The organism is Streptomyces sp. GQ60 (assembly GCF_059758875.1).
The window spans coordinates 1-23,539 of sequence record NZ_JCAXEG010000019.1; the positions used below are offsets into that span (position 1 = coordinate 1).

General features: G+C 74.1%; 22 protein-coding genes. 12 read left to right on the forward strand and 10 right to left on the reverse strand.

Going from position 1 to position 23,539, the window contains the following annotated elements; genetic code table 11:
* The first annotated feature begins 1,120 nt into the window (after nucleotides 1-1,120).
* Nucleotides 1,121-2,518 (forward strand): AMP-binding protein, encoded by a 1,398-nt coding sequence (locus tag AC6CKD_RS31960; protein WP_498332258.1) that lies wholly within the window; start codon nucleotides 1,121-1,123, stop codon nucleotides 2,516-2,518.
* Between the two features lie 20 nt (nucleotides 2,519-2,538).
* On the opposite strand, the gene AC6CKD_RS31965 is transcribed toward AC6CKD_RS31960, so the two are convergent.
* The 5 genes from AC6CKD_RS31965 to AC6CKD_RS31985 all read right to left on the reverse strand — a co-directional run bounded on the left by AC6CKD_RS31965 (nucleotide 2,539) and on the right by AC6CKD_RS31985 (nucleotide 8,224).
* On the reverse strand, nucleotides 2,539-3,159 hold the full coding sequence (locus AC6CKD_RS31965) for a TetR/AcrR family transcriptional regulator (protein WP_498332380.1): 621 nt from the start codon (nucleotides 3,157-3,159) through the stop codon (nucleotides 2,539-2,541).
* A 49-nt stretch (nucleotides 3,160-3,208) separates the two neighbouring features.
* Entirely contained in the window at nucleotides 3,209-4,645 is a 1,437-nt protein-coding gene (locus AC6CKD_RS31970) for a hypothetical protein (RefSeq protein WP_498332260.1), read from the reverse strand.
* 59 nt (nucleotides 4,646-4,704) lie between these two features.
* Complete coding sequence (locus AC6CKD_RS31975) at nucleotides 4,705-4,977, reverse strand: hypothetical protein (protein WP_498332262.1); 273 nt, start codon at nucleotides 4,975-4,977, stop codon at nucleotides 4,705-4,707.
* A gap of 149 nt (nucleotides 4,978-5,126) precedes the next feature.
* On the reverse strand, nucleotides 5,127-5,939 hold the full coding sequence (locus AC6CKD_RS31980; protein WP_498332381.1) for a cupredoxin domain-containing protein: 813 nt from the start codon (nucleotides 5,937-5,939) through the stop codon (nucleotides 5,127-5,129).
* A 131-nt stretch (nucleotides 5,940-6,070) separates the two neighbouring features.
* Entirely contained in the window at nucleotides 6,071-8,224 is a 2,154-nt protein-coding gene (locus tag AC6CKD_RS31985) for a right-handed parallel beta-helix repeat-containing protein (RefSeq protein ID WP_498332264.1), read from the reverse strand.
* Between the two features lie 161 nt (nucleotides 8,225-8,385).
* On the opposite strand from AC6CKD_RS31985, the gene hmgA reads away from it, so the two are divergent.
* The gene (gene hmgA / locus AC6CKD_RS31990; RefSeq protein ID WP_498332266.1) at nucleotides 8,386-9,708 is read left to right on the forward strand and encodes a homogentisate 1,2-dioxygenase; all 1,323 of its coding nucleotides are present in this window, start codon (nucleotides 8,386-8,388) and stop codon (nucleotides 9,706-9,708) included.
* 1 nt (nucleotide 9,709) lies between these two features.
* The gene (locus tag AC6CKD_RS31995) at nucleotides 9,710-10,519 is read left to right on the forward strand and encodes a GntR family transcriptional regulator (protein ID WP_498332382.1); all 810 of its coding nucleotides are present in this window, start codon (nucleotides 9,710-9,712) and stop codon (nucleotides 10,517-10,519) included.
* A gap of 81 nt (nucleotides 10,520-10,600) precedes the next feature.
* Here the strand turns inward: AC6CKD_RS31995 and AC6CKD_RS32000 are convergent, their stop codons facing one another.
* Nucleotides 10,601-10,762 (reverse strand): hypothetical protein, encoded by a 162-nt coding sequence (locus AC6CKD_RS32000; protein WP_498332268.1) that lies wholly within the window; start codon nucleotides 10,760-10,762, stop codon nucleotides 10,601-10,603.
* A 173-nt stretch (nucleotides 10,763-10,935) separates the two neighbouring features.
* On the opposite strand from AC6CKD_RS32000, the gene AC6CKD_RS32005 reads away from it, so the two are divergent.
* Nucleotides 10,936-12,096 carry a type ISP restriction/modification enzyme gene (locus tag AC6CKD_RS32005; protein ID WP_498332383.1) on the forward strand — a complete coding sequence of 387 codons (1,161 nt, stop codon included), beginning with the start codon at nucleotides 10,936-10,938 and terminating at the stop codon, nucleotides 12,094-12,096.
* A 234-nt stretch (nucleotides 12,097-12,330) separates the two neighbouring features.
* Here AC6CKD_RS32005 and AC6CKD_RS32010 read toward each other — a convergent pair whose 3' ends face one another.
* Complete coding sequence (locus AC6CKD_RS32010; RefSeq protein ID WP_498332269.1) at nucleotides 12,331-13,056, reverse strand: TetR/AcrR family transcriptional regulator; 726 nt, start codon at nucleotides 13,054-13,056, stop codon at nucleotides 12,331-12,333.
* A gap of 70 nt (nucleotides 13,057-13,126) precedes the next feature.
* Between AC6CKD_RS32010 and AC6CKD_RS32015 the strand changes: the two genes are divergently transcribed.
* The 3 genes from AC6CKD_RS32015 (at nucleotide 13,127) to AC6CKD_RS32025 (ending at nucleotide 16,186) form a co-directional block, all read left to right on the forward strand.
* Nucleotides 13,127-14,095, forward strand: a complete 969-nt coding sequence (locus tag AC6CKD_RS32015; RefSeq protein ID WP_498332271.1) for an ATP-binding cassette domain-containing protein — start codon at nucleotides 13,127-13,129, stop codon at nucleotides 14,093-14,095.
* Nucleotides 14,092-14,880 (forward strand): ABC transporter permease, encoded by a 789-nt coding sequence (locus tag AC6CKD_RS32020; RefSeq protein WP_498332273.1) that lies wholly within the window; start codon nucleotides 14,092-14,094, stop codon nucleotides 14,878-14,880. Before AC6CKD_RS32015 ends, AC6CKD_RS32020 begins: the two co-directional genes overlap by 4 nt.
* 85 nt (nucleotides 14,881-14,965) lie before the next feature.
* Nucleotides 14,966-16,186: a CaiB/BaiF CoA transferase family protein gene (locus tag AC6CKD_RS32025; RefSeq protein WP_498332275.1), complete on the forward strand. Its 1,221-nt coding sequence runs from the start codon at nucleotides 14,966-14,968 to the stop codon at nucleotides 16,184-16,186.
* A 61-nt stretch (nucleotides 16,187-16,247) separates the two neighbouring features.
* Here the strand turns inward: AC6CKD_RS32025 and AC6CKD_RS32030 are convergent, their stop codons facing one another.
* A complete protein-coding gene (locus tag AC6CKD_RS32030; protein WP_498332277.1) occupies nucleotides 16,248-16,517 on the reverse strand; it encodes a hypothetical protein in 270 nt (89 codons plus the stop codon).
* 300 nt (nucleotides 16,518-16,817) lie between these two features.
* Here AC6CKD_RS32030 and AC6CKD_RS32035 point away from each other — a divergent pair, with 300 nt between their 5' ends.
* Entirely contained in the window at nucleotides 16,818-18,530 is a 1,713-nt protein-coding gene (locus AC6CKD_RS32035; protein WP_498332279.1) for a serine/threonine-protein kinase, read from the forward strand.
* On the opposite strand, the gene AC6CKD_RS32040 is transcribed toward AC6CKD_RS32035, so the two are convergent.
* Nucleotides 18,500-19,300: an SGNH/GDSL hydrolase family protein gene (locus AC6CKD_RS32040; RefSeq protein ID WP_498332384.1), complete on the reverse strand. Its 801-nt coding sequence runs from the start codon at nucleotides 19,298-19,300 to the stop codon at nucleotides 18,500-18,502. The genes AC6CKD_RS32035 and AC6CKD_RS32040 overlap by 31 nt on opposite strands.
* Before the next feature lie 218 nt (nucleotides 19,301-19,518).
* Between AC6CKD_RS32040 and AC6CKD_RS32045 the strand changes: the two genes are divergently transcribed.
* The gene (locus AC6CKD_RS32045; RefSeq protein WP_498332280.1) at nucleotides 19,519-20,619 is read left to right on the forward strand and encodes a DUF5925 domain-containing protein; all 1,101 of its coding nucleotides are present in this window, start codon (nucleotides 19,519-19,521) and stop codon (nucleotides 20,617-20,619) included.
* Nucleotides 20,620-20,793: 174 nt separating this feature from the next.
* Nucleotides 20,794-21,336, forward strand: coding sequence for a heme-binding beta-barrel domain-containing protein (locus AC6CKD_RS32050; protein WP_498332282.1), 543 nt, complete (start codon nucleotides 20,794-20,796; stop codon nucleotides 21,334-21,336).
* 40 nt (nucleotides 21,337-21,376) lie between these two features.
* Here AC6CKD_RS32050 and AC6CKD_RS32055 read toward each other — a convergent pair whose 3' ends face one another.
* A complete protein-coding gene (locus AC6CKD_RS32055) occupies nucleotides 21,377-21,769 on the reverse strand; it encodes a GntR family transcriptional regulator (protein ID WP_243340918.1) in 393 nt (130 codons plus the stop codon).
* A gap of 71 nt (nucleotides 21,770-21,840) precedes the next feature.
* Here AC6CKD_RS32055 and AC6CKD_RS32060 point away from each other — a divergent pair, with 71 nt between their 5' ends.
* Nucleotides 21,841-22,788 (forward strand): GNAT family N-acetyltransferase, encoded by a 948-nt coding sequence (locus tag AC6CKD_RS32060; RefSeq protein WP_498332284.1) that lies wholly within the window; start codon nucleotides 21,841-21,843, stop codon nucleotides 22,786-22,788.
* A 29-nt stretch (nucleotides 22,789-22,817) separates the two neighbouring features.
* Nucleotides 22,818-23,312 (forward strand): ribonuclease FAU-1 family protein, encoded by a 495-nt coding sequence (locus tag AC6CKD_RS32065; protein WP_498332285.1) that lies wholly within the window; start codon nucleotides 22,818-22,820, stop codon nucleotides 23,310-23,312.
* Nucleotides 23,313-23,539 lie beyond the last annotated feature (227 nt).

A 23,539-nucleotide genomic window follows, 5' to 3' on the forward strand; every position in this document is an offset into this window, starting at 1 on the left:
AGGGGCGGCAGGCTGCGGCACGGGGCGCGGACGGCAGACCCGCGCGGGCGGCACCGAGCATACCGACCGGTAGGCACGCTGGGGAGACTCCGGGCCGCCCGGAATCCGAGGACGGTGCGGGACGGGGGGGCGGGGCTCGGGCTGGCGGCCGGGGCCGGGGCTGTGACTGAGCCAAGGCTGCGACTGCGGCCAGCGCTGGGTCAGGGCTGCGGCCGGCGTGGGGCTGCGGCTGCGGCCGGCGCTTGACCCGGGCCAGGGCCGGAGCGGGGCTGCGGCCAGTGCTGGGACAGGGGCACGGCCGGGCACCTAGCCGGGCTCGGGCCGGACTAGGGCTGGGGCCGGGTCAGGGCTCGGGCTCGGGCTGGGACAGGGCCGGGCGGGGCTGAGGCCGGGCCGGGAGCCGGGCTAGGGCTGGTTTACGGCAAGGCCGGATGGATCCGGGGGCCCGGCCTCCCTGGGACTGCGGGGCCACCCCGGCTCCCGTACAGGGCCACCACGCCGTAGATCCGGCGCGCCATGCCGCGTCGGATCCGTAGGGAACGGACGCGTCCGACGCTCAGCGACAGCGCTCCACCGCCCGGACGGGCGACGGACGAGGCACCCGGAACTGGCCGGACGCCGTCACGGGGACAGCCGTCATCAGCGGGACGGCTTCCGTCCGCCCGGCCCCTTCCCGTCCGCCTGCCGCAGGCTCCGACGGCCGGCCTTCCGAAGGTCCGCGGACGCCAGCCGGCACACGCACACGCACACGACACCGCGACCGGACGGGACCACCCCAACGACCCCCTGACCGCTCCGGATCACCCCGGACTCCCGGACCGCCGGGGACCCCGGATCGCCGGGACCGACCGTTTTACCTGGTCAGCGACGCCCATTGGTCCTTCTGCTGACGCGATTCGGCTCCCTTGGTTCGGACAGCACATTGCCGCTGCGGGAAGCGGCGGATTGGATTGCGAAGGTCACGACGGCGGGGTTGCCCCCGCGCCGAGAAGGGGGAGACATACGGCCGCGCGTCGGCCCGCCGGGCGAACGGCCGCGCCCCGCCCCCGCCCCGTCCCCCGCTCACGGCGAAATCGACCCGCACGGCTTCCGGTTCAGAAGCTGGTACATAAGGAACCGAATGACACCCATGCTCGACGGCTGTACGCCCTGGCCCGAGGAATTCGTCGACTACTACTGGGCGGCCGGCCACTGGCGTGGCACCACGCTGGACAACCTGCTGCGCGGCTGGGCCGTGCAGTACGGACCGCGGACCGCGCTCGCCCACGGCGACACCCGCATCACGTACGCGGCCCTGAACCGCCGCGTCAGCCGGATGGCCGCCGGGTTCAGGCTGCGCGGCCTGCGGTCCGGGCAGCGGGTCGTCGTCCAGCTTCCCGACATCCCCGAGCTCGTCGTCGCCACGTTCGCGCTGATGCGCGCCGGCGCGGTTCCCGTGCTCTGCCCGATCTCGCACCGCGCGCCCGAGGTGTCCCACGTCGTCCAGGTCTCCGAGGCCACCGGCTACATCGGCCCCCCGACCTACCGGGGCTTCGACCACACGGCGATGGCCGCCGACATCGCGGCCCGAGGCCCCTTCCTGCGCCGGGTGTTCACCTTCGAGCCGCCGGGCACCTCGTCCCCGTACGGCGGTTTCACGACCGACAGGTCGGGCTGCCACTACTTCCCGCTGAACTCCCTCGACTCCCCGCCCGAGCCGGCCCTCGCGCTGAGCGCCGGTTCGGTTGCGCTCTTCCTGCTCTCCGGCGGCGCCGACGGGCCGCCCAAGCTGGTTCCCCGCACCCACAACGACTACGCCTACCAGGCGCGGGCCGCGGCCGAGCTGGTGTCGCTCACCCAGGACGACGTGTACCTCGCCGCGCCGCCCTCCGACCTCAACCTGGCCTTCGGCGGCCCCGGCATCATCGGCACCCTCACCGCCGGCGGCACCGTCGTCCTGGTCGAGGACCCGGAGCCCGCCGCGCACCTGGCGGCCATCGAGCGGGAACGGGTCACCGTCGCCTCTCTGGCGCCTGCGACCGCCCGGCACTGGCTCGACGCGAATCCCGCGGTCCGGGCCGACCTGAGCAGCCTGCGTCTCGTACAGGTCGGCGGTGGAGGCGCACCCCTGGACCGCGCGACCGCCGAACGGGTCGGATCCGAGTGGGACTGCCGCCTCCAGCAGGCGTTCGGTACGGCCGAGGGCCTGCTCACCCTCACCCGGCCGGGCGATCCGGACGAGACCGTGCTCACCACGCAGGGCCGTCCGCTCTCCCCCGACGACCAGATCCGCATCGTCGACGCCGACGGCAAGGAGGTCCCCGCCGGGGAGCCCGGCGAACTCCTGGCCCGCGGCCCCTACACCGCGCGCGGCTACTACCGGACGCCCGGCCTCAACGCGCGCTCCTTCACCCCCGACGGCTACCTGCGTACGGGCTACCTCGCACGGCGCACGCCGGGCGGCGACCTGGTGGTGTCCGGCCGCCTCGAAGGCTTCGGACGGCCCCTCGACCAGGCGGGAGCACCGTCCGGCCCCTGACGCGGAGGGCCGTCCGCCGGTCAGTCCAGGACGCGTGCGAGGTAGGCGTGCATCATCGCGCGGGTTTCGGCGACGATGTCGGGGTCGCCTGCCGGGTCGTTGCGGAAGGCGAGCTTCGTCAGGGCGTCGGTGGCCTCGACCGCGACCAGGACGGACCGTTCCAGGGCGGCGTCCGGGGTGAGCGAGAGGTGGGCGCCGAGGAGTTCGGTGAGGCGGACGGCGACCAGGTGGTTGGGGTCGGAGGCGGGCCCCTCCGACGGCGGCGCCGGCACCCCGAAGTCGACGAGGGCGAAGCCGGGCACGCTGCGCTTCATGACCAGGTACTCGTCCAGCACCGCGTCGACGACCGGCCGCCAGTCGGTGTCCGGGAGGTCCGCGAGCCGCTGCTCGATGCCGTCGGCGTAGCGGTCGAGGTTGCGGTGGGCCAGGGCGATGGCCATGGCCCGCTTGTTGCCGAAGAACCGGTAGACCGAGCCGATCGGCACACCGGCCCGCAGGGCCACGGCCCGGGTGCTGAGGTTCTCGTACCCGGTCTCGTCAAGGAGCTCCGCGCAGGCGTCGAGGATCCGGGCGAGGCGGTCGGCGCTGCGCTGCTGGATCGGCGTCCGGCGCAGGGGGTGGGCTGGGGGCACGGGGTCCATCATGCCGCTCCTGGGTTCACGGGTCGGCGGCGGTACCGGTTCGGACGTCTCAGTTCAACAGCAGGCTGAGGCCTCCCACCGTGTACGTGATCATCAGCGCGAGCAGGGGCAGTTGCCCGGCTACGGCTTTCGCGGGCGGGAAGAGGCGTACGGAGCGGTCGTGCGCCGCGATCACGCCGAGGACGTGGCCCGTGACGACGGCGATCACCTGGAGGGCGGCGAGGCCGCCGGGACCCAAGGGAGACAAGGGTTCCGGGGCGTTGTCAGTGCTCCATGCCATGGTTACCGTACGTGGTCCTTCGATTACCAGGAGGGAGAAGTAGTGGGCGACGAGATAGCCGAGGGCGATCGGTACGAGTGAGTGCGCGAAGGCGGTCAGCGGGCCGGGGTGCGGGCCGCAGACGAGGCGGGTGACCGCCGCGCAGAGGCAGAAGAGGGCGGCGACGAGGGCGACGGAGCCGATGAGTCCGAGGGTGGCGGCCGGGGTGCGGCCGAGGGGGGAGGTCTGGATCGCGTTGATCCACGAGGGGTTGTCGGAGAAGCCGTCGTAGGCGGTGGAACCGAGGAGGACGCAGACGGTGGCGACGAGTCCGGGCTGCTCGGGTGTCGCGTCGAGTCCGTGGAAGGGGTTACGGAGAACGAGGCGGCCGTCGCTGCGGCGGCCGAGGGGGGAGAGCCGGGCCAGGAGGGCGGAGTACGCCTCGAAGGCGTCTCCGTCGGCGAACCAGCGCTCGCCGTAGCGGGCGGCGAGCAGGAGCTGGACGGCGGCGTAGCCGGTCAGGGCGATCAGGAGGGTGGTGGTGGAGGCGGGATCGGGAGAGACGAGTTCGAGCCAGGTGAAGGCGAAGAGCCCGGCGGCGGCGGGCCATTGCCCTAGCCGGGCGGGGAGCGGGCGGTGCGTTCGGGACTCGGGCTCGGGGCTCGGAGGCTCCGGCACCGCGCCCGGGTGCGGTCTCGGGACCCGTGGGCTCCCGGAGGAGCGCGCGGTGTCGGCGGCCGTGGCACCGGCGGCAACTGCGCCTGGGGGACGGGTCGTACGGAGCCTCGCCGACAGCCCGGCGAACAGGCGGTGCAGGGCACGGAGCGGGTTGAGGAGGCGCCAGACGGGACCGAACAGGAGGGAGGCGGGGACGAGGCCGACCCAGAGCAGAACGTAGACGGCACCGGGAGCGGGGTTGCGGGCGGGGTCGTCGGGGCCGAGGAGGAGGTGCAGCAGGACGGCGAGCGCGGCCGCGAGGCCGAGCCCGCGCAGGGCGGTGCGGGTGGCCGGCGCGTCGGCCACCCGCTGGAACCCGGCGGGCAGGGCGAGGCCGGAGCGGTCTCCGCGGAAGCGGGAGGCGGACCAGAGGAGGCCAAGTGCGAGGAAGGAGACGAAGAGTGCGGTGAAGGCACCGGCGAAGGCGTAGAAGGGAGAGATCGGCAGATCGTGCTGCGAGCCGATGCCGTGCGCGAGCACGGTGAGCGGATCGGCCGGGTCAAGGACCACGCCCCGGCCGGCCCCACCACCGGACGCCCCGTACGGAACGCCCTCCGGCCCAACCCCGGTCACCACCGGACCACCGCGGCCGGGGCCGGGGCCGGGGCCGGGGCCGGGGCCGGGGCCGGGGCCGGGGCCGGGGCCGGGGCCGGGGCCGGGGCCGGGGCCGATCTCAGGGCCGGAGCCTGAGCCGAGGCCGGAGTCGGGATCTGGGCCCAGGCCGGGATCTGGGCCCAGGCCGGGATCTGGGCCCAGGCCGGGATCTGGGCCCAGGCCGGGATCTGGGCCCGGGCCGGGGTCTGGCTGAGGATCGAGGCTTCGGTCGGGGCCGGCAGCGCCATAGCCAGGGCCGGAGCCAGACCCCGAGCCGCATCCGGAGCCAACGCCGGGACCGAGGGCAGGGCCCGGGCCGGAGTCGCGGCCCCGGGCAGGGACCCGGTCGGGGATCCGGTCGGGGATCCGGTCGGTTCTGTAGGGCGGGGTGGTGGGGTCATCGGATCACGAGTTGGGTCAGGACGAGGTCGGACTCGTGGGTCTCGACCTCGAAGAGGCCCGTGCGGTCAGCCGTCACGATCAGGGTGGCCTCCTGGCCCGCCGGCAGGGCGAGTTCCTTGTCGATCCCGTGGACGTGCAGGGTGTCCGCGCGATCGCTGGTGACCCGTAGGGCTACGCGTTCGCCGCGCGTCACCTCCACCCGGCCCGGGGCCGGGCTGACCTTGCCGTCCCGCACGGCGATGGTCACCGTGCGGTCGGCCCGCGCCGCCTCCGGGGGTGCGGGAGACGGTGCGGCCGGGGACTGGGGGCGGGTGGACGGGCCGGACCCGGCGGCCAGTTGGAGGGTCGCTTCGACCGGCTTGCCCGCCACCGCCCAGGCCGTGTGGTCGTCCGCGTAGAGGCGGACGGTCAGGGTGCGCGTGCCGCCCTCAGGTACCTGCGCGGCGGGCAGGTGGAACCAAGGGCCGTACAAGCGGGCCAGTTTGCGGCCGTCCAGCTCCAGGTGTGCGTGGCCGGCGCCCGGGAGGGCGGCGCCGCCGGTGCTGTCGGGGGTGAAGTGGAAGTTCGCCACCGTCAGTTGGAGGTTCCAGCCGTCCTCGGAGTCCGGCCGAGCGGCGAGCCGGACCTCCGGCGCGCCCTCGGCCGGGACCTCGCGGAGCCGGTGGCCCGCGCCGTCTACGGCGGGGAGCAGGGTGCCGACCTTCCCGGAGGCCTGCTCGTGGGTGGTGCCGGGCTTGTGGTGGGTGGTCGCCCGCCCCCCGCAGCCCGTCACCGCGCCGCCGGCCAGGAGCAGGGCCAGGGCGAGCAGCGCCGCCGCGGGGCCCGTCCGACCCGTCCGGGTCCGGACCGTCCGACCCGTCCGACCCGCCCGGCGGGGCGGCGTGCCGCAGATGTCGCACCAGGTCCGCCGTTCGGGGTGGTCGCCGCCCGGGTGTCCCGTCACGGCCGGCCTCCCCCGGCGTCGCCTTCGGCCTCGGCTTCGGCCTCGGCTTCGGCGCCGCGGGCCGGGGCCGGGCCTGCGGGGACCGGGACCCGGTCGCCGGCCGGGTCGGCGCCCGGGCCTGCCGGGCGGGCCGGGGTGCCGCCCGGGCGGGCGGCGGCGATGACGGCCCAGAGGATCCAGACCACCGCGACGAGGGAGCGCATCCAGGCGGGGCCGAGCGGGATCCAGGGGATCATCAGGACGGCCTTGTCGAAGGCGTCGAGGAGGGTGAGCGCGCCCAGGAGCAGGGTCAGTCGGGCCGACCACGGCCGGGTGGGGCGCAGGGCGAGGCCGGTGCCGGTCCACCACAGGCCGAGGCAGAGCAGGGCCAGCGCCGGGACGAAGGTGCCGACCAGGCCCATCGTGGAGCCGGCCACGTCCAGGGCCAGGCCCGCGAGGCCCAGCAGGGCCGCCCCCGTAGCCAGGCGAGAGGTGCGCAGGCGGCGCCACCACAGGAGGCCACCGACCAGGAGGAGGACCGCCGCGACGGCGAGGGCGAGCTGGGTCTCCACCCGCTGGAGGCCCCGGGATCCGTACCAGTCGCAGCCGGCCGGGAGTTTGCGCGCCTGGACGCTGTAGTCGGCGCAGACGAGGAGCTGGGCCAGTTTCACCGGTTCACCGGCCAGCCGGGCCGAGGCGCCGGAGACCGCACCGCGGCGCTCACCGCACTGCGGGAGCGTGCCCGGGGTGGAGCCGTCGGGGCCCTGCTGCCAGCAGTTGCCCCGGCCCTGGCCGTCCCACCACACGTCCATGCCGTTGGGGCGGGAGGCGCCGGACTTGTCCTTGCCCAGGACGTTGCCGGCGTAGCGGTTGTGGTGGGAGGTGTCGGTCTGCTTGGACAGCGCCTCCTCGCCGCGGATGAAGGCGGGCACGGCAGAGAGGAAGAAGCCCGCGCGCCGGTGCCCGTACACCCAGTTGTCCTCGTACAGGTTCCAGTTGCCGCCCGCGGTGATGATGCCGGTGCCCGGGGGCATGGAGATCTGCGGGCAGACCACTCCCTGTTCGTAGCCGCGCTCGGCGGGCGGTTTGGCGCAGGTTCCGTCCGCGACGTAGCGGTAGTAGTCGGCGTTGTTGTCGTGGATCAGGTTGCGCTGGAAGAAGGCGTGGTTCTGCGGGAGTCCGGGGTGGCCGGGGAAGGCGCTGTCCATCGAGGCGCCGCCCATGTTCTGGTCGAACTCGTTGTCGTGCACCCACACCGAGTCGCCCGCGGTGCCGGAGTAGCCGACCATGTTGTGGTGGCTGCGGCAGCCGGTGATCTCGATGGAGTAGCGGGGGACTTCGTAGCCGCGGTCCTCGTTGATGTCGGAGGCGCTGCCGGGGTAGATGCCGGAGTCGCCGTTGCCGTAGGACTCGCAGTTCTTGTACAGCCCGTGGTCGCTGGCGAAGGTCAGGAAGCCGTACTCGTCGTTCCACCGGGTCAGGACGTCGTCGATGACGAAGCCGTCGACGGCGAGGACGTAGAGCGAGTTGAAGGTGGTCCGCTGGGCGGTGAAGTTGCGGAAGTAGATGCCGTCGGACTTGTCCGCGCGGATCGCGTTCAGCTTCTGGTACTTGGCGTCGATGACCACGTCCTGGCGGGAGGCCCCGGTGCCTTCGATCTGGAGGCCGGTCTTGCCGAGGATGGCGACGAGGTTCTGGTTGTGGCGGCAGGCCACCTGCTGCTCGTACGTCAGGATCTGGTAGCCGAGCGAGGAGTTGGGCGCCTCGAGCGAGGCGCACTCCCCGGTCGGCGCGGGGAGCGAGGGCTCCTCCTCGTACAGGCCGGGGAGGATCGCGATGTTCATGCCCGGGCGGTCGACGGCATCGACGGCCGCCTGGAGGTCGCGGAAGCCGTTCTTCTCGCAGCGTTCGTAGAGGGCGGTGTTGCGCTGCTTCAGGGCGTCGGGGAAGGCGGATATCCGGCGTTCGAAGGCCGGGCGGTCGGTCTTGCAGACGATCAGGTCGGGCTCGGCCGCGCGGTAGGCGGGTACGGAGCCGGTGCCGTCGGGGAAACCGACGGGGCGCTCCTCGTGCGCGCTCGCGACCGGCGCGGCGACGAGGAGTGACAGAAGTGCCAGGAGGGCGGCGAGGAGCACCGCCGGCACGGCAGGAAACCTGCGGGTCCACGACATGCGCGTGAGAGTAGAGCAATGTTCATCTTTTGGGATCCCCTCGCGCAGCAAGAGATCTCCGGCACGCCCGTCGGCCGACTGATCGGAATCTCCCGTTGACGCGCGACCCCAGGAATCCTACTGTCAGGCATAGGATTCCTTCGGCAGACCGGGAGCGTGCAATGAGCGGCGGCAGCGAGCAGGCCAGGAAGACGGCGGAGGCGCTGGAGTACCTCACCGGCTTCGGCAACGAGCACAGCTCGGAGGCGGTGCCCGGTGCGCTGCCGATCGGGCGGAACTCTCCGCAGCGCTCCCCCCTCGGCCTCTACGCGGAGCAGCTCAGCGGCAGCGCGTTCACCGAGCCGCGGTCCCACAACCGCCGCTCCTGGCTCTACCGGATCCGCCCCTCGGCCGCGCACCCGCCCTTCACCCGGACCGGGAACGGCGCCCTGCGCAGCGCGCCCTTCACGGAGGCCCCGGCCGACCCCAACCGGCTCCGCTGGAACCCGCTGCCCGACCCGGCGCCCGGTACCGACTTCCTGGCGGGCCTGTGGACCCTCGGCGGCAACGGCGACGCCACCCAGCGCTCCGGCATGGCCATCCACCTCTACTCCGCGAACGCCTCCATGACCGACCGGGTGTTCAGCGACTCCGACGGCGAGCTGCTGATCGTCCCCGAGCGCGGCGGTCTGCTCCTGCGCACCGAGTTCGGCCTGCTGAGCGCCCGTCCCGGCGAGATGGCGCTGATCCCGCGCGGGGTCCGCTTCCGCGTGGAGCTCCAGGACGAGACCGCCCGCGGGTACGTCTGCGAGAACTACGGCCGGCCCTTCGAGCTCCCCGACCTGGGCCCCATCGGCGCCAACGGGCTCGCCGCCGCCCGCGACTTCCGGGCACCGGTGGCCTCGTACGAGGACGCCGAGCGTCCGACCGAGGTGGTGAACAAGTTCTGCGGCAATCTCTGGACCGCGACCTACGACCACTCCCCGCTCGACGTGGTCGCGTGGCACGGCACGCACGTCCCGTACGTCTACGACCTGCGCAGCTTCAACGTCCTGGGCTCCATCAGCTACGACCACCCCGACCCGTCCATCTTCACGGTGCTGACCTCGCCCTCCGACACGGCGGGCCTGGCGGGCGTGGACTTCGTGGTCTTCGCGCCGCGCTGGCTGGTCGGCGAGGACACCTTCCGCCCGCCGTACTTCCACCGGAACGTGATGAGCGAGTACATGGGGCTCATCGACGGCGCCTACGACGCCAAGGCGGAAGGCTTCGTGCCCGGCGGCGGCTCCCTGCACAACATGATGTCCGCGCACGGCCCCGACCGGGAGACCTTCGACCGGGCGAGCGCCGCCGAGCTGAAGCCGCAGAAGATCGAAGACGGCCTGGCCTTCATGTTCGAGACCCGCTGGCCGATCACCGCCACCGCCCAGGCGGCCGGCGCGGACCACCTCCAGGGTGGATACGACGACGTCTGGCAGGGGCTCGAGCGCCACTTCCGCGCCTAACATCACGAGCAGGCCGCGCCGAGCGGCCGCCGCGCCCGCCCCGTCCTACGGAGAACCACCCGTGACCGCCTTCGCCCCCGACTCGCTGGTACTGAACCGGAAGCTGCCGCTCTGGTACCAGGTCTCCCAGTCGTTGCGCGCCTCGATACTCGGGCGCACCGTGGACGCCTCGCTGCGCCTGCCCACCGAGGAGCAGCTCGCCGAGCACTACGGGGTGAGCGTGCTGACCATGCGGCAGGCGCTCAAGGAACTGGAGACCGAGGGCCTCATCAGCCGCCACCGGCGGCGCGGGACCTTCATCGAGCCGGCGGCGCTGCGCGGGGCCCCCGTCCGGCTGCTCGGCTCGGTCGACGCGATCGTGGCGCAGCAGTCGGGCGACCGTACGACGATCCTCGGGCACGAGCGGACGGCGGTGTCCGGGGAGCTGCTGGAGCACTTCCCGGACACCGCCGAGGTGGTCACCTACCGCAGGCTGCGGCACGACAGCGAGAGCGGCGAGCCGACCAACTGGGCGGAGAACGCGGTGCGTCCAGAACTCGCCGACTCCATCGACCTGGCGGATCTGGAGCGTTGGCCGATGACGAAGGTGCTGCGGGACATCGTGAAGGTGGACATCAGCCGGATCACCGACACCGTGGAGGCGCGGCTCGCGGACCCGCTCACGGCCGATCTGCTCCAAGTGCCCCTGCTGAGCCCGATCCTGCACTACACCGGCGTCACGTACGACAGCTCCGGCCGGGTGGTGGACGTGGCGCGGATCCGGTACCGCGGGGACCGGTTCTCCTTCACGGTGACCGTCGACGCGCACTGACCGCCCCGCCGCCCGTGACCGGGGGCGTGGCGGGCGTGGCGGGGGCGGGGGGGGCGGAGGCTGGGGCTGGGGCGAAGGCCGCTACTTCTGCTCGTCCTCCGTTCCGCGCTCGCCCTCCGCCTGGGACGGCGTGGTGCGCTGCGTCTGGGCGTGGCGCAGCTTCTTCTGCTTCTCGTCCAGGTCCTCGTCGAGCCGCTCCCCCTCGGCCTGCGACGGGGTCGAGTACTCGTCGTACTGGCTCATGTCCGCCTCCCGGGGCGCCTGGTTCCGGCCCGGCTCCGTCCGGATCCGGGCAGATCCCTACATAGCGAGCCTAACGCTCCGGCCTGGACGCGGCCCGGTCACCGGGTGGCGTCGCTACCATCGGCCGGGTGAGCGCTGACGCATCCCCGCGGGACCCGCTGCTGGACGATCTGATGCCCTGGGCCGTGGGCTCCCTGCGCCTGGGCCGGGCCTGGGTCGCGGCCCCCGATCCGGCGACCCTGCGCGCCCGGTGGGCCGCGCTGGCCGCCGCCGACGGGCCCGAGCGGGAGCGGCTGTTCCGCCCGACCCGGGCGCGGACGCCGGGCGCCGGGGCGGCGGCGCTGCCGGGCCAGCGCGCCGGTTCCACGGCCCGCTTCGCGGACACTCCAGGGCCGCGGCCCGACCCCGTACGGATCCTGCGCGAGCCCTTCGACGAGCAGTGGCTGCTGCCCGACCAGCGGCTCATCGACCTGGCCCGCCCGGAGCTGTGGCGGGTGCTGGACGAGCACCAGCTGTTCGTCGTGGAGCCCGCGCAGCCGGCGGCGCTGATGGTCACCGCGCACCTCCCGGCCGGCCGGCTCGGCCGGATCCGCCCGCTGCACCGCCGCCCGGGCGGCGCCGAGCCCAATCTCGCCCCGGGGCTGCAACACCTGCTCGGCGAGCGCTACGGCACCCGGGTCACCCCCGAGGACGTGCTCTGCTGGATCCTCGCCGCCGGCCGCCCCGGCCGCCGGGGGTACGAGGTCCCCCTCACCACCGACGCCACGCGCTGGCGGGCCGGGCTGGAGCTGGGCCACCGGGTGCTCTCCGTCCGGCTGCGCGGGGCCCGCGGCGGCGAGGCGCCCCGGCTGCCCGGCGGGCGCCGGCCGTACGTCCGCTCGGCGCTGCCGGCCTGGCCGCGCGAGCTCTCGTACGACCCGGAGAGCGAGACCCTGACCGTCGGGGGCGGCAGCGGGGGTACCGGCGGGGGCGCCGGCACCGTGTCGCCCGTACCGGCCGCGGCGTGGGAGTACGAGGTCCAGGGCGTCCGCGTGCTGGAATCCTGGTTCGCCGCCCGGCTCGCGCACCGGGACCCGGAAGCGGAGGGGCTGGACTCGGTGGGGCCGGCCGAGTGGCCGCAGGGCTGGACCTCGGAGCTGCTGGCCCTGGTGACGACCTTGGCGCTGCTGGCCGAACTGGAGCCGGAGCGGGCGGCGTTCGAGGCGGGGCCGGTGCTCGACGCTGCCGAGCTGCGGGCGGCCGGGGTGCTGCCGCCGCCCGTTCGGGCCCGGCGGCCGGCCTCGGTCCTGGATCACCAGGAGGAGGGGCCGGGCGGGCAGTTCGCGCTGCTCTGAGGCGCGGCGGCCTCGGGGCGGGGCGGGGCGGACCTGCGGGGCGGAGTCCCCTACCCGCCCTTCCACCGTTCCCAGGGCGCTGCCCCGGCCGCGCCTCCAACGCCGGCGCGGCCGGGGAGGGGTACCGGGCTGCGCCCGGACCCCCTGGGGCTCCGCCCCAGACCCCGGTCCTCAAACGCCGGACGGCTGAAAGTCACACCGGACGGCCGAAAGGGCTCCACCCCCGTGCCGGTGTCAGGGCCCCCAGGCGCCCAGCAGGCGCGACACCGACCGGTCGAACACCGCGGCGGGGTCGGTCAGTTCGCCCGGTGCTCCAGGAGCGGTCGCGAGGACGCCCGCCAGCAGCGGGTACTCGCCCGTCGCCAGCCGGGAGCCGAGCCAGGCCGCGCGTACGGCCCGCTCTTCGGCCTCGCTCCAGGGGAGTTGGCGGGCCCGCTCGGCGAGGGCCAGTTCACCCGCCACGAACGTGGCGACCGTGCCGTTGATCGCGGCGATCAGCTCCAGCTTCTCCCCGCCCGGAGCGTCGAGCGGTGCCAGGCACGCCAGGCTGTGCTCCAGGTACTCCAGGGCGTTCGGGCCGAAGCCGTAGGCCGGGCTCAGCAGCCGGGGCAGCCAGGGGTGCCGGTGCATGATGGCCCGGGTCTGACGGGCCAGCGCGAGCTGGTCGGCCCGCCAGTCGCCGGCCGGGGGCGTGAGGTCGTACTCCCCGCTGACCGCGTCGACCATCAGCTCGTAGAGGTCCTCCTTGCGCGGCACGTAGTTGTAGAGGGACATGGTCCCGGCGCCGATCCCGGCCGCCACACGCCGCATCGAGACGGCGTCGATCCCCTCCTCGTCGGCGATCCGCACCGCCTCGGCGGCGATCGAGTCGCGGCTGTGGGCGGGCCGGGGGCCGCGGCCGGCCCGCGGCGGGCGGGCCCAGATCACTTCGGGTTCAGCGGAGCGGCCGCTGGGTGTCATCACTCATCACCTCGTCCATCTCCACCATCGTAGTTACGTACGGCGTACGCAGTCAGGTAGGGTGCATTCCATGACTACTACGTACGCTGTACTTAGTGATGGTCTGGAGAAGAGCTACGGCGAGATCCATGCCCTGCGCGGTCTCGATCTCGCCGTCCCGGAGGGCACGGTCTGCGGCCTCCTGGGCCCCAACGGCGCGGGCAAGACCACCGCCATCCGGATCCTCACCACCCTCACCGCGCCCACCGCCGGCCGCGCCCTCGTCGCCGGCCACGACGTCGCCCGGGACCCGGCCGCCGTCCGCCGCGTCATCGGGGCCACCGGCCAGTACGCCTCGGTCGACGGGGATCTGACCGGGCGCGAGAACCTCCGGCTCTTCGCCCGCCTCGCCGGCCTGCCCGGCCGGGCCGCCCGGGACCGCGCCGACGAACTGCTGGACGGCTTCGGCCTCACCGAGGCCGCCGACCGGACGGCGAGCACCTGGTCGGGCGGTATGCGCCGGCGGCTCGACCTGGCCGCCGGACTGGTCACCCGGCCCCGCGTGCTGTTCCTCGACGAGCCCACCACCGGCCTCGACCCGGCCGCCCGCGAGCAGATCTGGACGGCCGTACGAGCCCTCGCGCGCGAGGGGACCACCGTCCTGCTCACCACCCAGTACCTGGAAGAGGCCGACCGGCTCGCCGACGACATCGTGGTGGTGGACCACGGGCGGGCCGCCGCCACCGGCACCCCGGCCGACCTCAAGGCCCGGATCGGCGCCTACGCCGAGGTCTCCGTCGACGGGGCCGGGGCCCTCGCGGGCGCCGCCGCCGTGCTCGACCAGCTGACGGGGGGCCTGCCCGCCCTGGACCGGGAGCGCCTCACCGTCGGCGTGACCGTCCTCGACACCGCGCTCACCCTGCCGCGGATCATCCGCGCGCTCGACACCGCCGGGATCGCCGTCACGGACGCGAGCCTGCGCCCGCCCACCCTCGACGAGGTGTTCCTGCGCCTCGTCGGAGCCCGCCCCTCCCCCGAACCCAAGGAGAACGCCGCATGAGCACGCTGCTGTCCGACGGCGGCGCCGTCCTCACCCGCCAGTTGCAGAAGGCCCGGCACGCCCCGGCCCTGCTCATCCTCACGCAGACCATGCCCGTCACCATGCTGCTGTTCTTCGGCTACGTCTTCGGCAGCGCGCTCGCCATGCCGGGTTCCGAGTACCGGCAGTTCCTGGTTCCCGGACTGCTCGCCGCCACCGCCGCGAACGGACTGATGTCCGGCATGTTCACGGCCGCGCAGGACGTGCACCGCGGGGTGACGGACCGTTTCCGGACCCTGCCGATGAGCCGGAGCGCGGTGCCGCTCGGACAGACGGCGGCGGATCTCGTGACGACCGGCGTCTCGATGGTGCCGCTGATCCTGGTGGGGCTGGCGATGGGCTGGCGGGCCGAGAACGGGCTCCCGGGGGCACTCGGGGCCTTCGGCGTCCTGCTGCTGTTCCGCTTCGCCACCGCATGGGTGGGGACGTACCTGGGCCTGCTGAGCAAGAGCGAGGAGGCCGCGGGGCAGCTCGGCGGCGCCACCTTCATCCTGCCGATGCTCTCCAGCGCCTACCTGCCGACGGCCGGACTGCCCGGGTGGCTGCGCACGGTCGCCGAGTGGAACCCGATCAGCGCCGTCGCCACCGCCGTGCGCGCACTGTTCGGGAACGCCGGAGGCGAGGCCGCGGCGGGCGCCGCGTGGCCGGTCGCGCACCCGGTCGCGGGGGCGCTCCTGTGGTCCCTGGTCCTGCTGGTGCTCTTCGTGCCGGCCGCCACGCGCCGGTTCGCCCGCGGCCTCGACTGAGGAAGACCGTCGGGGGGCGTGGGTGGACGTGGTTGGACGTGGTTGGACGTGGACAGATCCGCCCGGGGCCGGTAGGCAGGCCGTCATGGAACCCGACCCGAACGGCGCGCCCGGCGCCGAACCCCTCCCCCTCGACGGCATCACCGTCGTCTCCGTCGAACAGGCCGTCTCCGCGCCCTTCGCCACCCGTCAGCTCGCCGACCTCGGTGCCCGGGTGATCAAGGTGGAGCGGCCCGACGGCGGCGACTTCGCGCGCGGCTACGACACCGCCGCGCACGGTCTCGCCTCGCACTTCGTGTGGGCCAACCGGGGGAAGGAGTCGATCGCCCTCGACCTCAAGGACCCGCGCGGCCGGGAGGTGCTGCACGGGCTCCTCGACGGGGCCGACGTGTTCGTGCAGAACCTCGCCCAGGGGGCCGCCGCCCGGCTGGGGCTCGACTCGGCCGCGCTGTGCGCCCGGCATCCCCGGCTGGTCGCCGTGGACGTCTCCGGCTACGGGCCCGAAGGCCCGTACGCCCACAAGCGCGCCTACGACATGCTCGTCCAGTGCGAGGCCGGCCTGGTCTCGGTTACCGGCACCCCGGAACAGCCGGTCAAGGCGGGCATCCCGGCGGCGGACATCGCGGCCGCCATGTACGCCTTCTCGGGCGTGCTCGCGGCCCTGCTGCGGCGCGGGACCACCGGGCGCGGAGGCAGGGTGGAGGTGTCGATGCTCGACGCGCTCGCCGAGTGGATGGGGCATCCGCTGCACCACACCATGCACGGCGGGGAGCAGCCGGTGCGGACCGGCCTCGCGCACGCCGTGATCGCGCCCTACGACGCCTACGCGACGGCGGACGGGGACCGGGTGCTGCTGTCGGTGCAGAACGACCGGGAGTGGCGGCGGCTCGCCGAACAAGTGCTGGGACAGCCGGAGTTGGCCGAGGATCCGGGGTACGCGACGAACGCCGCGCGCACCGCGAACCGGGAGAAGACCGACGCGGTGGTCGCCGAAGCGCTGGGCCGGCTCGGCGCGGACGCGGCGATCGAGCGGCTGGAGGCCGCGGGCATCGCCTGCGCACGGCTGAACTCGGTGGCCCGGCTCGCCGCGCACCCGCAGCTGGAGGCCCGGGACCGCTGGCGGGAGGTGGGCTCGCCCGCGGGCCCGCTGCGGGCCCTGCTGCCGCCGATCGGGCTGCCCGGCGGCGCGGCACCGCACATGGGTGCGGTGCCCGCGCTCGGCGAGCACACCGAAGCCCTGCTGCACGCCCTGGGGATGACGGGCGAACAGATCGCGGCGTTGCGCCGGGACGGTGTGGTTCGCTGACTGGGCAGGGTCGATCGGGCCGGGGACGAAGCGGCGGCGCTGCGGGGACGGAACGGGACGCTTACGAACGGCGGCTGCCGAAGAGCGTCCGCCGCAGCCTCCGCAGCGGCGCGAAGAGCGATACGCGCGCGCTCCGGCTCCGCAGCCGGTGCGTGTGGTCGCGCGTGGTGAGCTCACGCATGAGCAGCGTCGCCTCGGCGGTCTCGCGGTGCGGGACGGCGGGACCGCCCAGCACGGCGAGGTGGCGGTCGAGGCGCGAACTGGTCGCACCGCTCCCGCACGTGATGGCAGGCACGCGTGGCGGCCTGCTGCGCATTGCTATCTGTTCCATGTCTCTCCCCACCCGTACGAGGGCACCCGGCCCACCGGGCAGGGTAACCCTATCGTCCCCACGTCGCGCACGGGTATCCCGGTGGTGTGAATTGCCCGTGCGGCGAGCGGGAGTTGACGATTACTCAGCGGAGTCGATCGTCACTCTCCGCGAAATCCGGCGGGGACCCGGGAGGCATGGAACCACATCCGCGCGGACTGCGTGACTCCTGTCGCGACCGGAGCCACGGCGCGCGCTCTGCGCTAACTTGGAGTGATCGTCCGGTAACGCTCTTGGGGGCGCGCGTGAATGAGGCTTTCGGTGACTGAGTCCGCGTCGTACGGGGGCGGGGGCGACCGCGTCGTCGCCGGGCGCTACCGCCTGCTGGGCCTGCTCGGCCGCGGCGGGATGGGCATGGTGTGGCGGGCCCGGGACGAGGTCCTGGGGCGCGAGGTCGCCATCAAGGAAGTGCGCGCACCGGCCGGGATGGACGAGGCCGAGGTGGCCCGGATGTACCGGCGCCTGGAGCGGGAGGCCTGGGCCGCGGCCCGCGTCTCGCACCGGGGCGTGGTCACCGTCTACGACGTGGCCACCGAGGACGGCCGGCCCTGGATCGTGATGGAGATCGTACGGGGACTCTCGCTCGCGGAGGTCCTGGAGGGCGACGGGCCGCTCACCCCGCAGCGGACCGCGCACATCGGCGAACAGGTACTGGCCGCGCTGCGCGCCGCGCACGAGGCGGGGGTGCTGCACCGGGACGTCAAACCGGGCAACGTGCTGATCGCCAACGACGGCCGGGTGGTGCTCGGCGACTTCGGGATCGCGAGCCTGGAGGGCTCCACCGCCATCACCATGACGGGCGAGGTGGTCGGGTCCCCCGAATTCCTGCCGCCCGAGCGGGCGTTGGGGCGCGAGCCGGGTCCCGGGTCGGACCTGTGGGCGCTCGGGGTGCTGCTGTACCTGGCCGTGGAGGGGGTCTCGCCCTTCCACCGGGAGTCCCCGGTGGCCACGCTGCGGGCGGTGGTGGAGGAGGAGTTCCCGCCGCCCCGGCGGGCCGGGCCGCTGACGCCCGTCCTGGAGGGGCTGCTGGTCAAGGATCCCGAGGATCGGCTGCCCGCCGCGGAGGCGGCCCGCATGCTGCGCATCATCGGCGCGGGCGGCACCGTACGGGCCTCCGGCGGCCCGGTGTCCGGTTCCGTCGCCGGTCCGTCGGCGGGTCAGGTGCCCCGAGCGGACGGGCCGGCCTCCGTGGCGCAGCACCGCTACGGCCATCCCACCCCGCCGCTGCCGGCGCCGGGGGCCGGGCCGGCGCGGTCGGTTCCCTCGGAGCCCGAGCGGAACGGGGCCGGGCGGGTGCTGGCCGGCGGGATCGTGGTGCTGCTCGCGGTGGTGGTCCTGCTCGGGTGGCTGCTGCTGAAGGACCGCGACCCGGGCGGGGACGGCGGAGACGGGGCGACGCCCACCCCGACGGCCACGCAGAGCGCTTCCCCTTCCCCGACCCCCTCGCCGAGCGCGTCCCCCTCCCCCTCGGCGTCCCCCTCGCCCTCCCCCTCGGCCACACCGCCGCCGGGGATCACCGTGTCCGCCGTCCAGGCCGTCCGGGACGCCTATCGCGGCACGTGCCCGGCGCCGGCCGCCGAGGCGCCGGCCTTCACCGCCACCGTCACGGTGGACCGGACCCCGGCGACGGTGGAGTACCGCTGGGCCACGCGCAGCGGGCAGACCTCGGGCCCCGGCTGGAAGACCCTCGCGTACCCGGCGGGCGGGCCGGGGAGCGTGCGGCTGGACCACACGGAGCTGACGCACTATCCGGACGCGACCTTCGAGGACGCGGTGCGGCTGGAGGTCCGCACGCCGGCGGAGGCGGCTTCGGCCTGGCTGGAGTTCTCGGTGACGTGCGAGGAGGAGACCCCGACGGGCGGGGCCTCCTCCCCCGTCGCTTCCGGACCGACCGGCTCCCCGTCACCTGCCCCGGGGCCGACGGCCGGTGACGCCCTCGGCCCTCAGGCCGCGCTGGTGAAGACGGGCAGGTAGCCGCCGGACTGTCCGGCGGCTGTCGGGTGGTAGGACTCGCCGATGTTCAGCCAGTTGACGCTGTGCAGCCACGCACTGCCGGAGCAGATCTCGTGCCCGGTGAAGGCGCCGGCGACCGAGGCGAAGGCGAAGCCGTGGTTGGCGGCGCGTTTGGCGATGGCTGCGTTGAGGTGGTCGGAGGCACCGTTGATGGCCGCGCGCTCACCCTCCGTCAGCCCGGCCACGCAGGTGCCGTTCAGCTTGTAGAAGCGGGGATAGCCGATGACGACCACGCGGGCGCCCGGGGACCGGCTGTGGATGGCGTTGTAGACCTGGTCGAGTTGGCCGGGGAGGGTGGAGTCCACGTACGCCTTGGCCTGGTTGACCCGGCTGACGCAGGTGGCTTCGGACTGGAGCACGCAGGTGGTCATGACGTCGGAGAATCCGGCGTCGTTGCCGCCGATGGTGATGCTGACGAGGTCGGTGCCGGCGTTGAGCGGTGTGAGCTGGCCGCTCATCACATCACCCGTACGAGCACCCGCGCAGGCGGCGAAGGAGAAGGTCTGGGGGGCGTGTGCGGCGGCCCACAGGGCCGGGTAGGCGCGGGTGGTGCGCTTGCAGTTCCCGCTGGCGCTGTCGTAGTTGCCGGCGCCGACGCCGGAGGAGTACGAGTCACCGAGGGCGACGTAGCCGAAGTCGGCGGCGGCGGTCGCCGGACCGGCTCCGAACAGGGCCGCGCCCGCGGCGAGTAACAGGGCTGAGGCCAAGGCGGCGAAGCGAGGCATTCTCATGCTCATGTGTGCGGCTCCTCGTGGGGGGTTACTCCGGAGTTACTCCTGAGTCCGTGGTACAAGGAGCCGAGGTCCGCTGGAAGTGTTCATGCCAAGAATGTTCGGGGCAGACATGCGGCGCGAATCTTCACCCGCACGGCGTTTGAAGAGGGAATCCCGCCACCCGTTCCAGCGAAACACGGGTGCAGGAGGGCAGTTCGTGCCGGATCATGGGCGCCATGCCAGCCAACCCTCAAGACGCGCTGCCGATCCGGCTCAACGTCGACGACAGCGACTCCCCGTCGGACGTCGTCGACGCGCTGTTCCTCGGCCGCTTCGCGTCCGGCGAGCAGCCCCACTCGCACAGCGTGTCGATCGACCGGGTCAAGCCGGGCGCGACCCTGCTGCCGCCCGGGGCCACGGTGTTGCGCTCCGCCCGCGACAGCGATCGCAGCGCGACGCTCGCCGAGGGCGAGGGCTGGACCATGCTCGTCTCCCGCTGGAGCCGGGGCGCGGACGTCACGGTGACGGCGGTCAGCGAGGAGCTCGCCGCCGGTGTGCTCGGTGATGCCACGGAGGGCGCGCAGGACGAGCCCGAACCGCAGCCCGAGAACGTCGCGATGGGGTTCTGGTACGTCTCCCCGCGCCGCGGCCCCTACCGCACGACCCGGCAGATCGCCGCCGGCACGTGGGAAGAGGTGCGGCCCAACTACACGGCACCGGTGGCCGGGGCGATGGACCGGCTGATGAAGGTCACCCCGGACGACATCGCCGGCCGGCTGCTCCTGCTGCACGGCCCTCCCGGCACCGGGAAGACCTCCGCCCTGCGCACGCTCGCCCGGTCCTGGCGGGACTGGTGCCAGGTGGACTGCGTACTGGACCCGGAGCGGCTGTTCAACGACATCGGCTACCTGATGGACATCGCGATCGGCGAGGACGAGGGCACCGCGAAGAGCCGCTGGCGGCTGCTGCTGCTGGAGGACTGCGACGAGTTGATCCGCGGCGAGGCCCGGCACACCGCCGGACAGGCGCTGTCACGGCTGTTGAACCTCACGGACGGCCTGCTCGGCCAGGGCCGCAACGTCCTGGTGGGGGTCACGACCAACGAGGACCTGGAGCGGCTCCACCCGGCGGTGGTCCGGCCGGGGCGCTGCCTGGCGCGCATCGAGATCGGCAGGCTCACGTACCGCGAGGCGGTGGACTGGCTCGGCACCGACGAGGGCATCTCCCGCGAGGGCGCGACGCTGGCGGAGCTCTACGCACTGCGCCGCGGCGCGTCGGGCCCCGCCGCCCTGCTGCCGCCACAGGGCCACGACACGGAGGCGGGAATGTACTTGTAGGCGCGGCCGCGCACGTGTTCGGTGCGGCACGCGCGGGCGCGGCGGCGCGGCCCGCGGATCCCGCCGAGCGGATCCCGCCGAGCGGGGCGCGCACGGCGACGACAATGAGGGCGCGGCCGGAGGCCCCCACCGGCCGTGTGCACTCCGGGGGACCCACGAACAGGAGAACGCACCGTGCTCGAACCGGCGCAGGAGAACCCCTTCCCCGACAGCCACGTCCTCGGCGAGGGCCCCGAGCCGCACCCGCAGCTCCAGCCGGTGCTCGGCCTCATCGGACGCTGGCACGGCCGGGGCAGCGGCGAGTACCCGACCCTGGAGCACGGGTTCCGGTACGAGCAGGAGATCACCTTCAGCCACGACGGCCGGCCCTTCCTCTGCTACGAGTCCCGCGCCTGGCTGATCGACGACTCCGGCACGGCCCTGCGCCCCGCGGGGCGGGAGACGGGGTGGTGGCGCATCCTCCCGGACGCCTCGGTCGAGGTCACGCTCGCCCATCCGACGGGCATCGTCGAGACGTACACCGGCCAGGTCTCCGGTACGGAGATCGAGATGGCCACCGACACGGTCGGGCTGACCCCGCGGGCCAAGGAGGTCACCGGGATGCGGCGCCGGTACGCGCTCCAGGACGGCGAGCTGACGATCGTGCAGGAGATGGCCGCGGTGGGCCGGCCCATGACGCACCACCTCCAGGCCCGGCTGAGCCCGCGCAAGGACTGACCGGCGGGGCGCCGTCCGGCGGGGCGGCCGTCCAGGGGCGTCAGTCCGCGTACCGCGCGCGCAGCGCGTCCAGTGCCGCCGCGGTCGCCTCGTCGAAGGTCAGGCCCAGCCGCCGGGCCCGCTCCGCGTAGGCCTGCGCGGCGGTCGCCGCCTCCCGGGCGGGCCCGTCGCCCGCCGCCGCCACGAAGCTGCCGGCCCGGCCGCGCGTCTCGATCACCCCGTCCGACTCCAGCGCCCGGTACGCCTTCGCGACCGTGTTCGCCGCCAGCCCCAGTTCCTCCGCGAGCCCGCGGACCGTCGGCAGCTTGAACCCGGCGGGCAGCCGGCCCGCCCGCGCCCCGCCGGCGATCTGGGCGCGCAGTTGCTCGTACGGGGCGGCGGCGCCCGCCGCGCCGTCGATGCGGATCTTCAGGTGCGGAGAAGTCGAGGTCACGCGGCCGATTGTCCCCCATCCGCCGGGAAATTCGCAGGCGCGGGCTTCCTGCCGCCCGTACCGTCGCCCATGTGATCACCACCATCCGGGACCTGCACCCGAACGACCCGGACGACGCCGAGTCCGTCGTGCGGGTGCGCCGCGCCGCCCTCCCCTTCATGATCGGCACCGCCCGCGGGGTGGCCTTCGAGCTGGCCTCCGCCCACCCCGACAAGCGCTACCGCCTCCTCGTCGCCGAGAACGGCGACGGCCTCGTCGTCGGCACCGCCCAGGTCGGCATCGTCTACGACAGTCCCGAGCCCGGCCAGGGGTTCGTCAACGCCTACGTGGACCCCGCCCACCGCCGTCTCGGTGCCGGGGCCGCCCTGCTGGGCGCGGCCGAGGAGCATCTGGGCGCCGAGCGCGCGAAGGACGCGTACGCCTGGGTCCTCGACGAGCCGCCGCACCGCGCCTTCGCGGAGCGGCACGGCTACCGTGCCTCCCGCTCCGCGCACTTCCTGCGCCTCGACCTCACCACGGCCGCACTGCCCGCCCTGCCGGGGAGCCTGCCGGCCGGGGCCGAACTGCGCCCCGGCTCGGATTTCGCCGCCGATCCGCGGCCGCTCTTCGAAGCCGACGCGGCGGCGAGCTCGGACGAACCGGGCGACGTACCGCAGGACTTCGACGACTACGAGGACTGGCTCCGGCACACCTGGAACCACCCGTACCTCGACCTGGACCTGACCACCGTGGCCCTGGTCGACGGCGCGGTGGCCGCCTTCACTGCCGTCCACACCGACGGCGCCACCCGCTACTCCTCCGCGATGACGGGCACCCTGCGCGCGTTCCGCGGCCTGGGACTGGCCCGGCTCGCCAAGACCGACTCGCTGCTGCGGGCCCGCGCGGCGGGCTACACGCAGGCGTTCACCGGCAACGACACCGCCAACGCCCCGATGCTCGCGATCAACACCCGGCTCGGGTACGAGGTCTGCGCGACGGAGACCCGCTTCGCCAAGCGCCTTGCCGCCTCCGGCAATTGACCGAGGCCGAGACAACCGGAGGGACCTCGATGACCGACCGGCCGACCGAGCTGTTGACCGTCACCCTCACCAAGGCGGGCCGCACGAAGATCCGTTACCCGGCCGAGCTGGTGGCGGACACGGGCAACCGGATCACCGTACGCGCCCCCTGGGCGGCGCCCGGGGTACGGGACTTCGGCTTCGTCCGCTTCGAGCCGGGCGACGTGTTCACCGAGCACTTCTGGCGCGACCGCTGGTACGCGGTGAAGGAGGTGCGGACGGGCGGGGGCGTCCTCAAGGGCTGGTACTGCGACGTCACCCGCCCGGCGTCGGTGACGGACGGGGAGATCCTGGTCGAGGACCTGGACCTGGACCTGTGGGTGTCGGCCGACGGGAGCGCGGTGATCCGCCTCGACGAGGACGAGTTCGCCGGGAGCGGCCTCGCCGGCACCGATCCCGAAGCGGCCGCCGAGGCGGTACGGGCCCTGGACGCCCTGGACGTCCAGTCCCGCTCGGCCGCGGGTTTGGCCGCCCTGCTGTCGTGACCCGGGAGCGGCGCGGCGCTGCCGGGGCGGTGCCGGGCGCGCTTTCTGTAGGCCCCGCTTAGTGGCTCCTTAACGGCGCCCTAAGGATCGGCTCCAGGGGCCCGAAGCCGGTGGAACGCGGGGTTCGGGCGGTTAGTTTGGCTGGGCCAGGGAGGGCCGGAGGCGGCGCCGCGAACCCGTGAGGGGCGGCGCCGCACCGCCCCGGTCTTCCGGCGCACCCACGACTC

Excerpts from the sequence above, each read along its gene's own strand:
- AC6CKD_RS32010 (WP_498332269.1), bottom strand. The coding sequence starts at position 13,056 with ATGACACCCAGCGGCCGCTCCGCTGAACCCGAAGTGATCTGGGCCCGC.
- AC6CKD_RS32025 (WP_498332275.1), top strand. The coding sequence starts at position 14,966 with ATGGAACCCGACCCGAACGGCGCGCCCGGCGCCGAACCCCTCCCCCTC.
- AC6CKD_RS32040 (WP_498332384.1), bottom strand. The coding sequence starts at position 19,300 with ATGAGAATGCCTCGCTTCGCCGCCTTGGCCTCAGCCCTGTTACTCGCC.
- AC6CKD_RS31985 (WP_498332264.1), bottom strand. The coding sequence starts at position 8,224 with ATGTCGTGGACCCGCAGGTTTCCTGCCGTGCCGGCGGTGCTCCTCGCC.
- hmgA (WP_498332266.1), top strand. The coding sequence starts at position 8,386 with ATGAGCGGCGGCAGCGAGCAGGCCAGGAAGACGGCGGAGGCGCTGGAG.
- AC6CKD_RS31975 (WP_498332262.1), bottom strand. The coding sequence starts at position 4,977 with ATGGCGCTGCCGGCCCCGACCGAAGCCTCGATCCTCAGCCAGACCCCG.
- AC6CKD_RS31965 (WP_498332380.1), bottom strand. The coding sequence starts at position 3,159 with ATGGACCCCGTGCCCCCAGCCCACCCCCTGCGCCGGACGCCGATCCAG.
- AC6CKD_RS31960 (WP_498332258.1), top strand. The coding sequence starts at position 1,121 with ATGACACCCATGCTCGACGGCTGTACGCCCTGGCCCGAGGAATTCGTC.
- AC6CKD_RS32015 (WP_498332271.1), top strand. The coding sequence starts at position 13,127 with ATGACTACTACGTACGCTGTACTTAGTGATGGTCTGGAGAAGAGCTAC.
- AC6CKD_RS32065 (WP_498332285.1), top strand. The coding sequence starts at position 22,818 with ATGACCGACCGGCCGACCGAGCTGTTGACCGTCACCCTCACCAAGGCG.
- AC6CKD_RS32005 (WP_498332383.1), top strand. The coding sequence starts at position 10,936 with ATGCCCTGGGCCGTGGGCTCCCTGCGCCTGGGCCGGGCCTGGGTCGCG.
- AC6CKD_RS32000 (WP_498332268.1), bottom strand. The coding sequence starts at position 10,762 with ATGAGCCAGTACGACGAGTACTCGACCCCGTCGCAGGCCGAGGGGGAG.
- AC6CKD_RS32045 (WP_498332280.1), top strand. The coding sequence starts at position 19,519 with ATGCCAGCCAACCCTCAAGACGCGCTGCCGATCCGGCTCAACGTCGAC.
- AC6CKD_RS32030 (WP_498332277.1), bottom strand. The coding sequence starts at position 16,517 with ATGGAACAGATAGCAATGCGCAGCAGGCCGCCACGCGTGCCTGCCATC.
- AC6CKD_RS32020 (WP_498332273.1), top strand. The coding sequence starts at position 14,092 with ATGAGCACGCTGCTGTCCGACGGCGGCGCCGTCCTCACCCGCCAGTTG.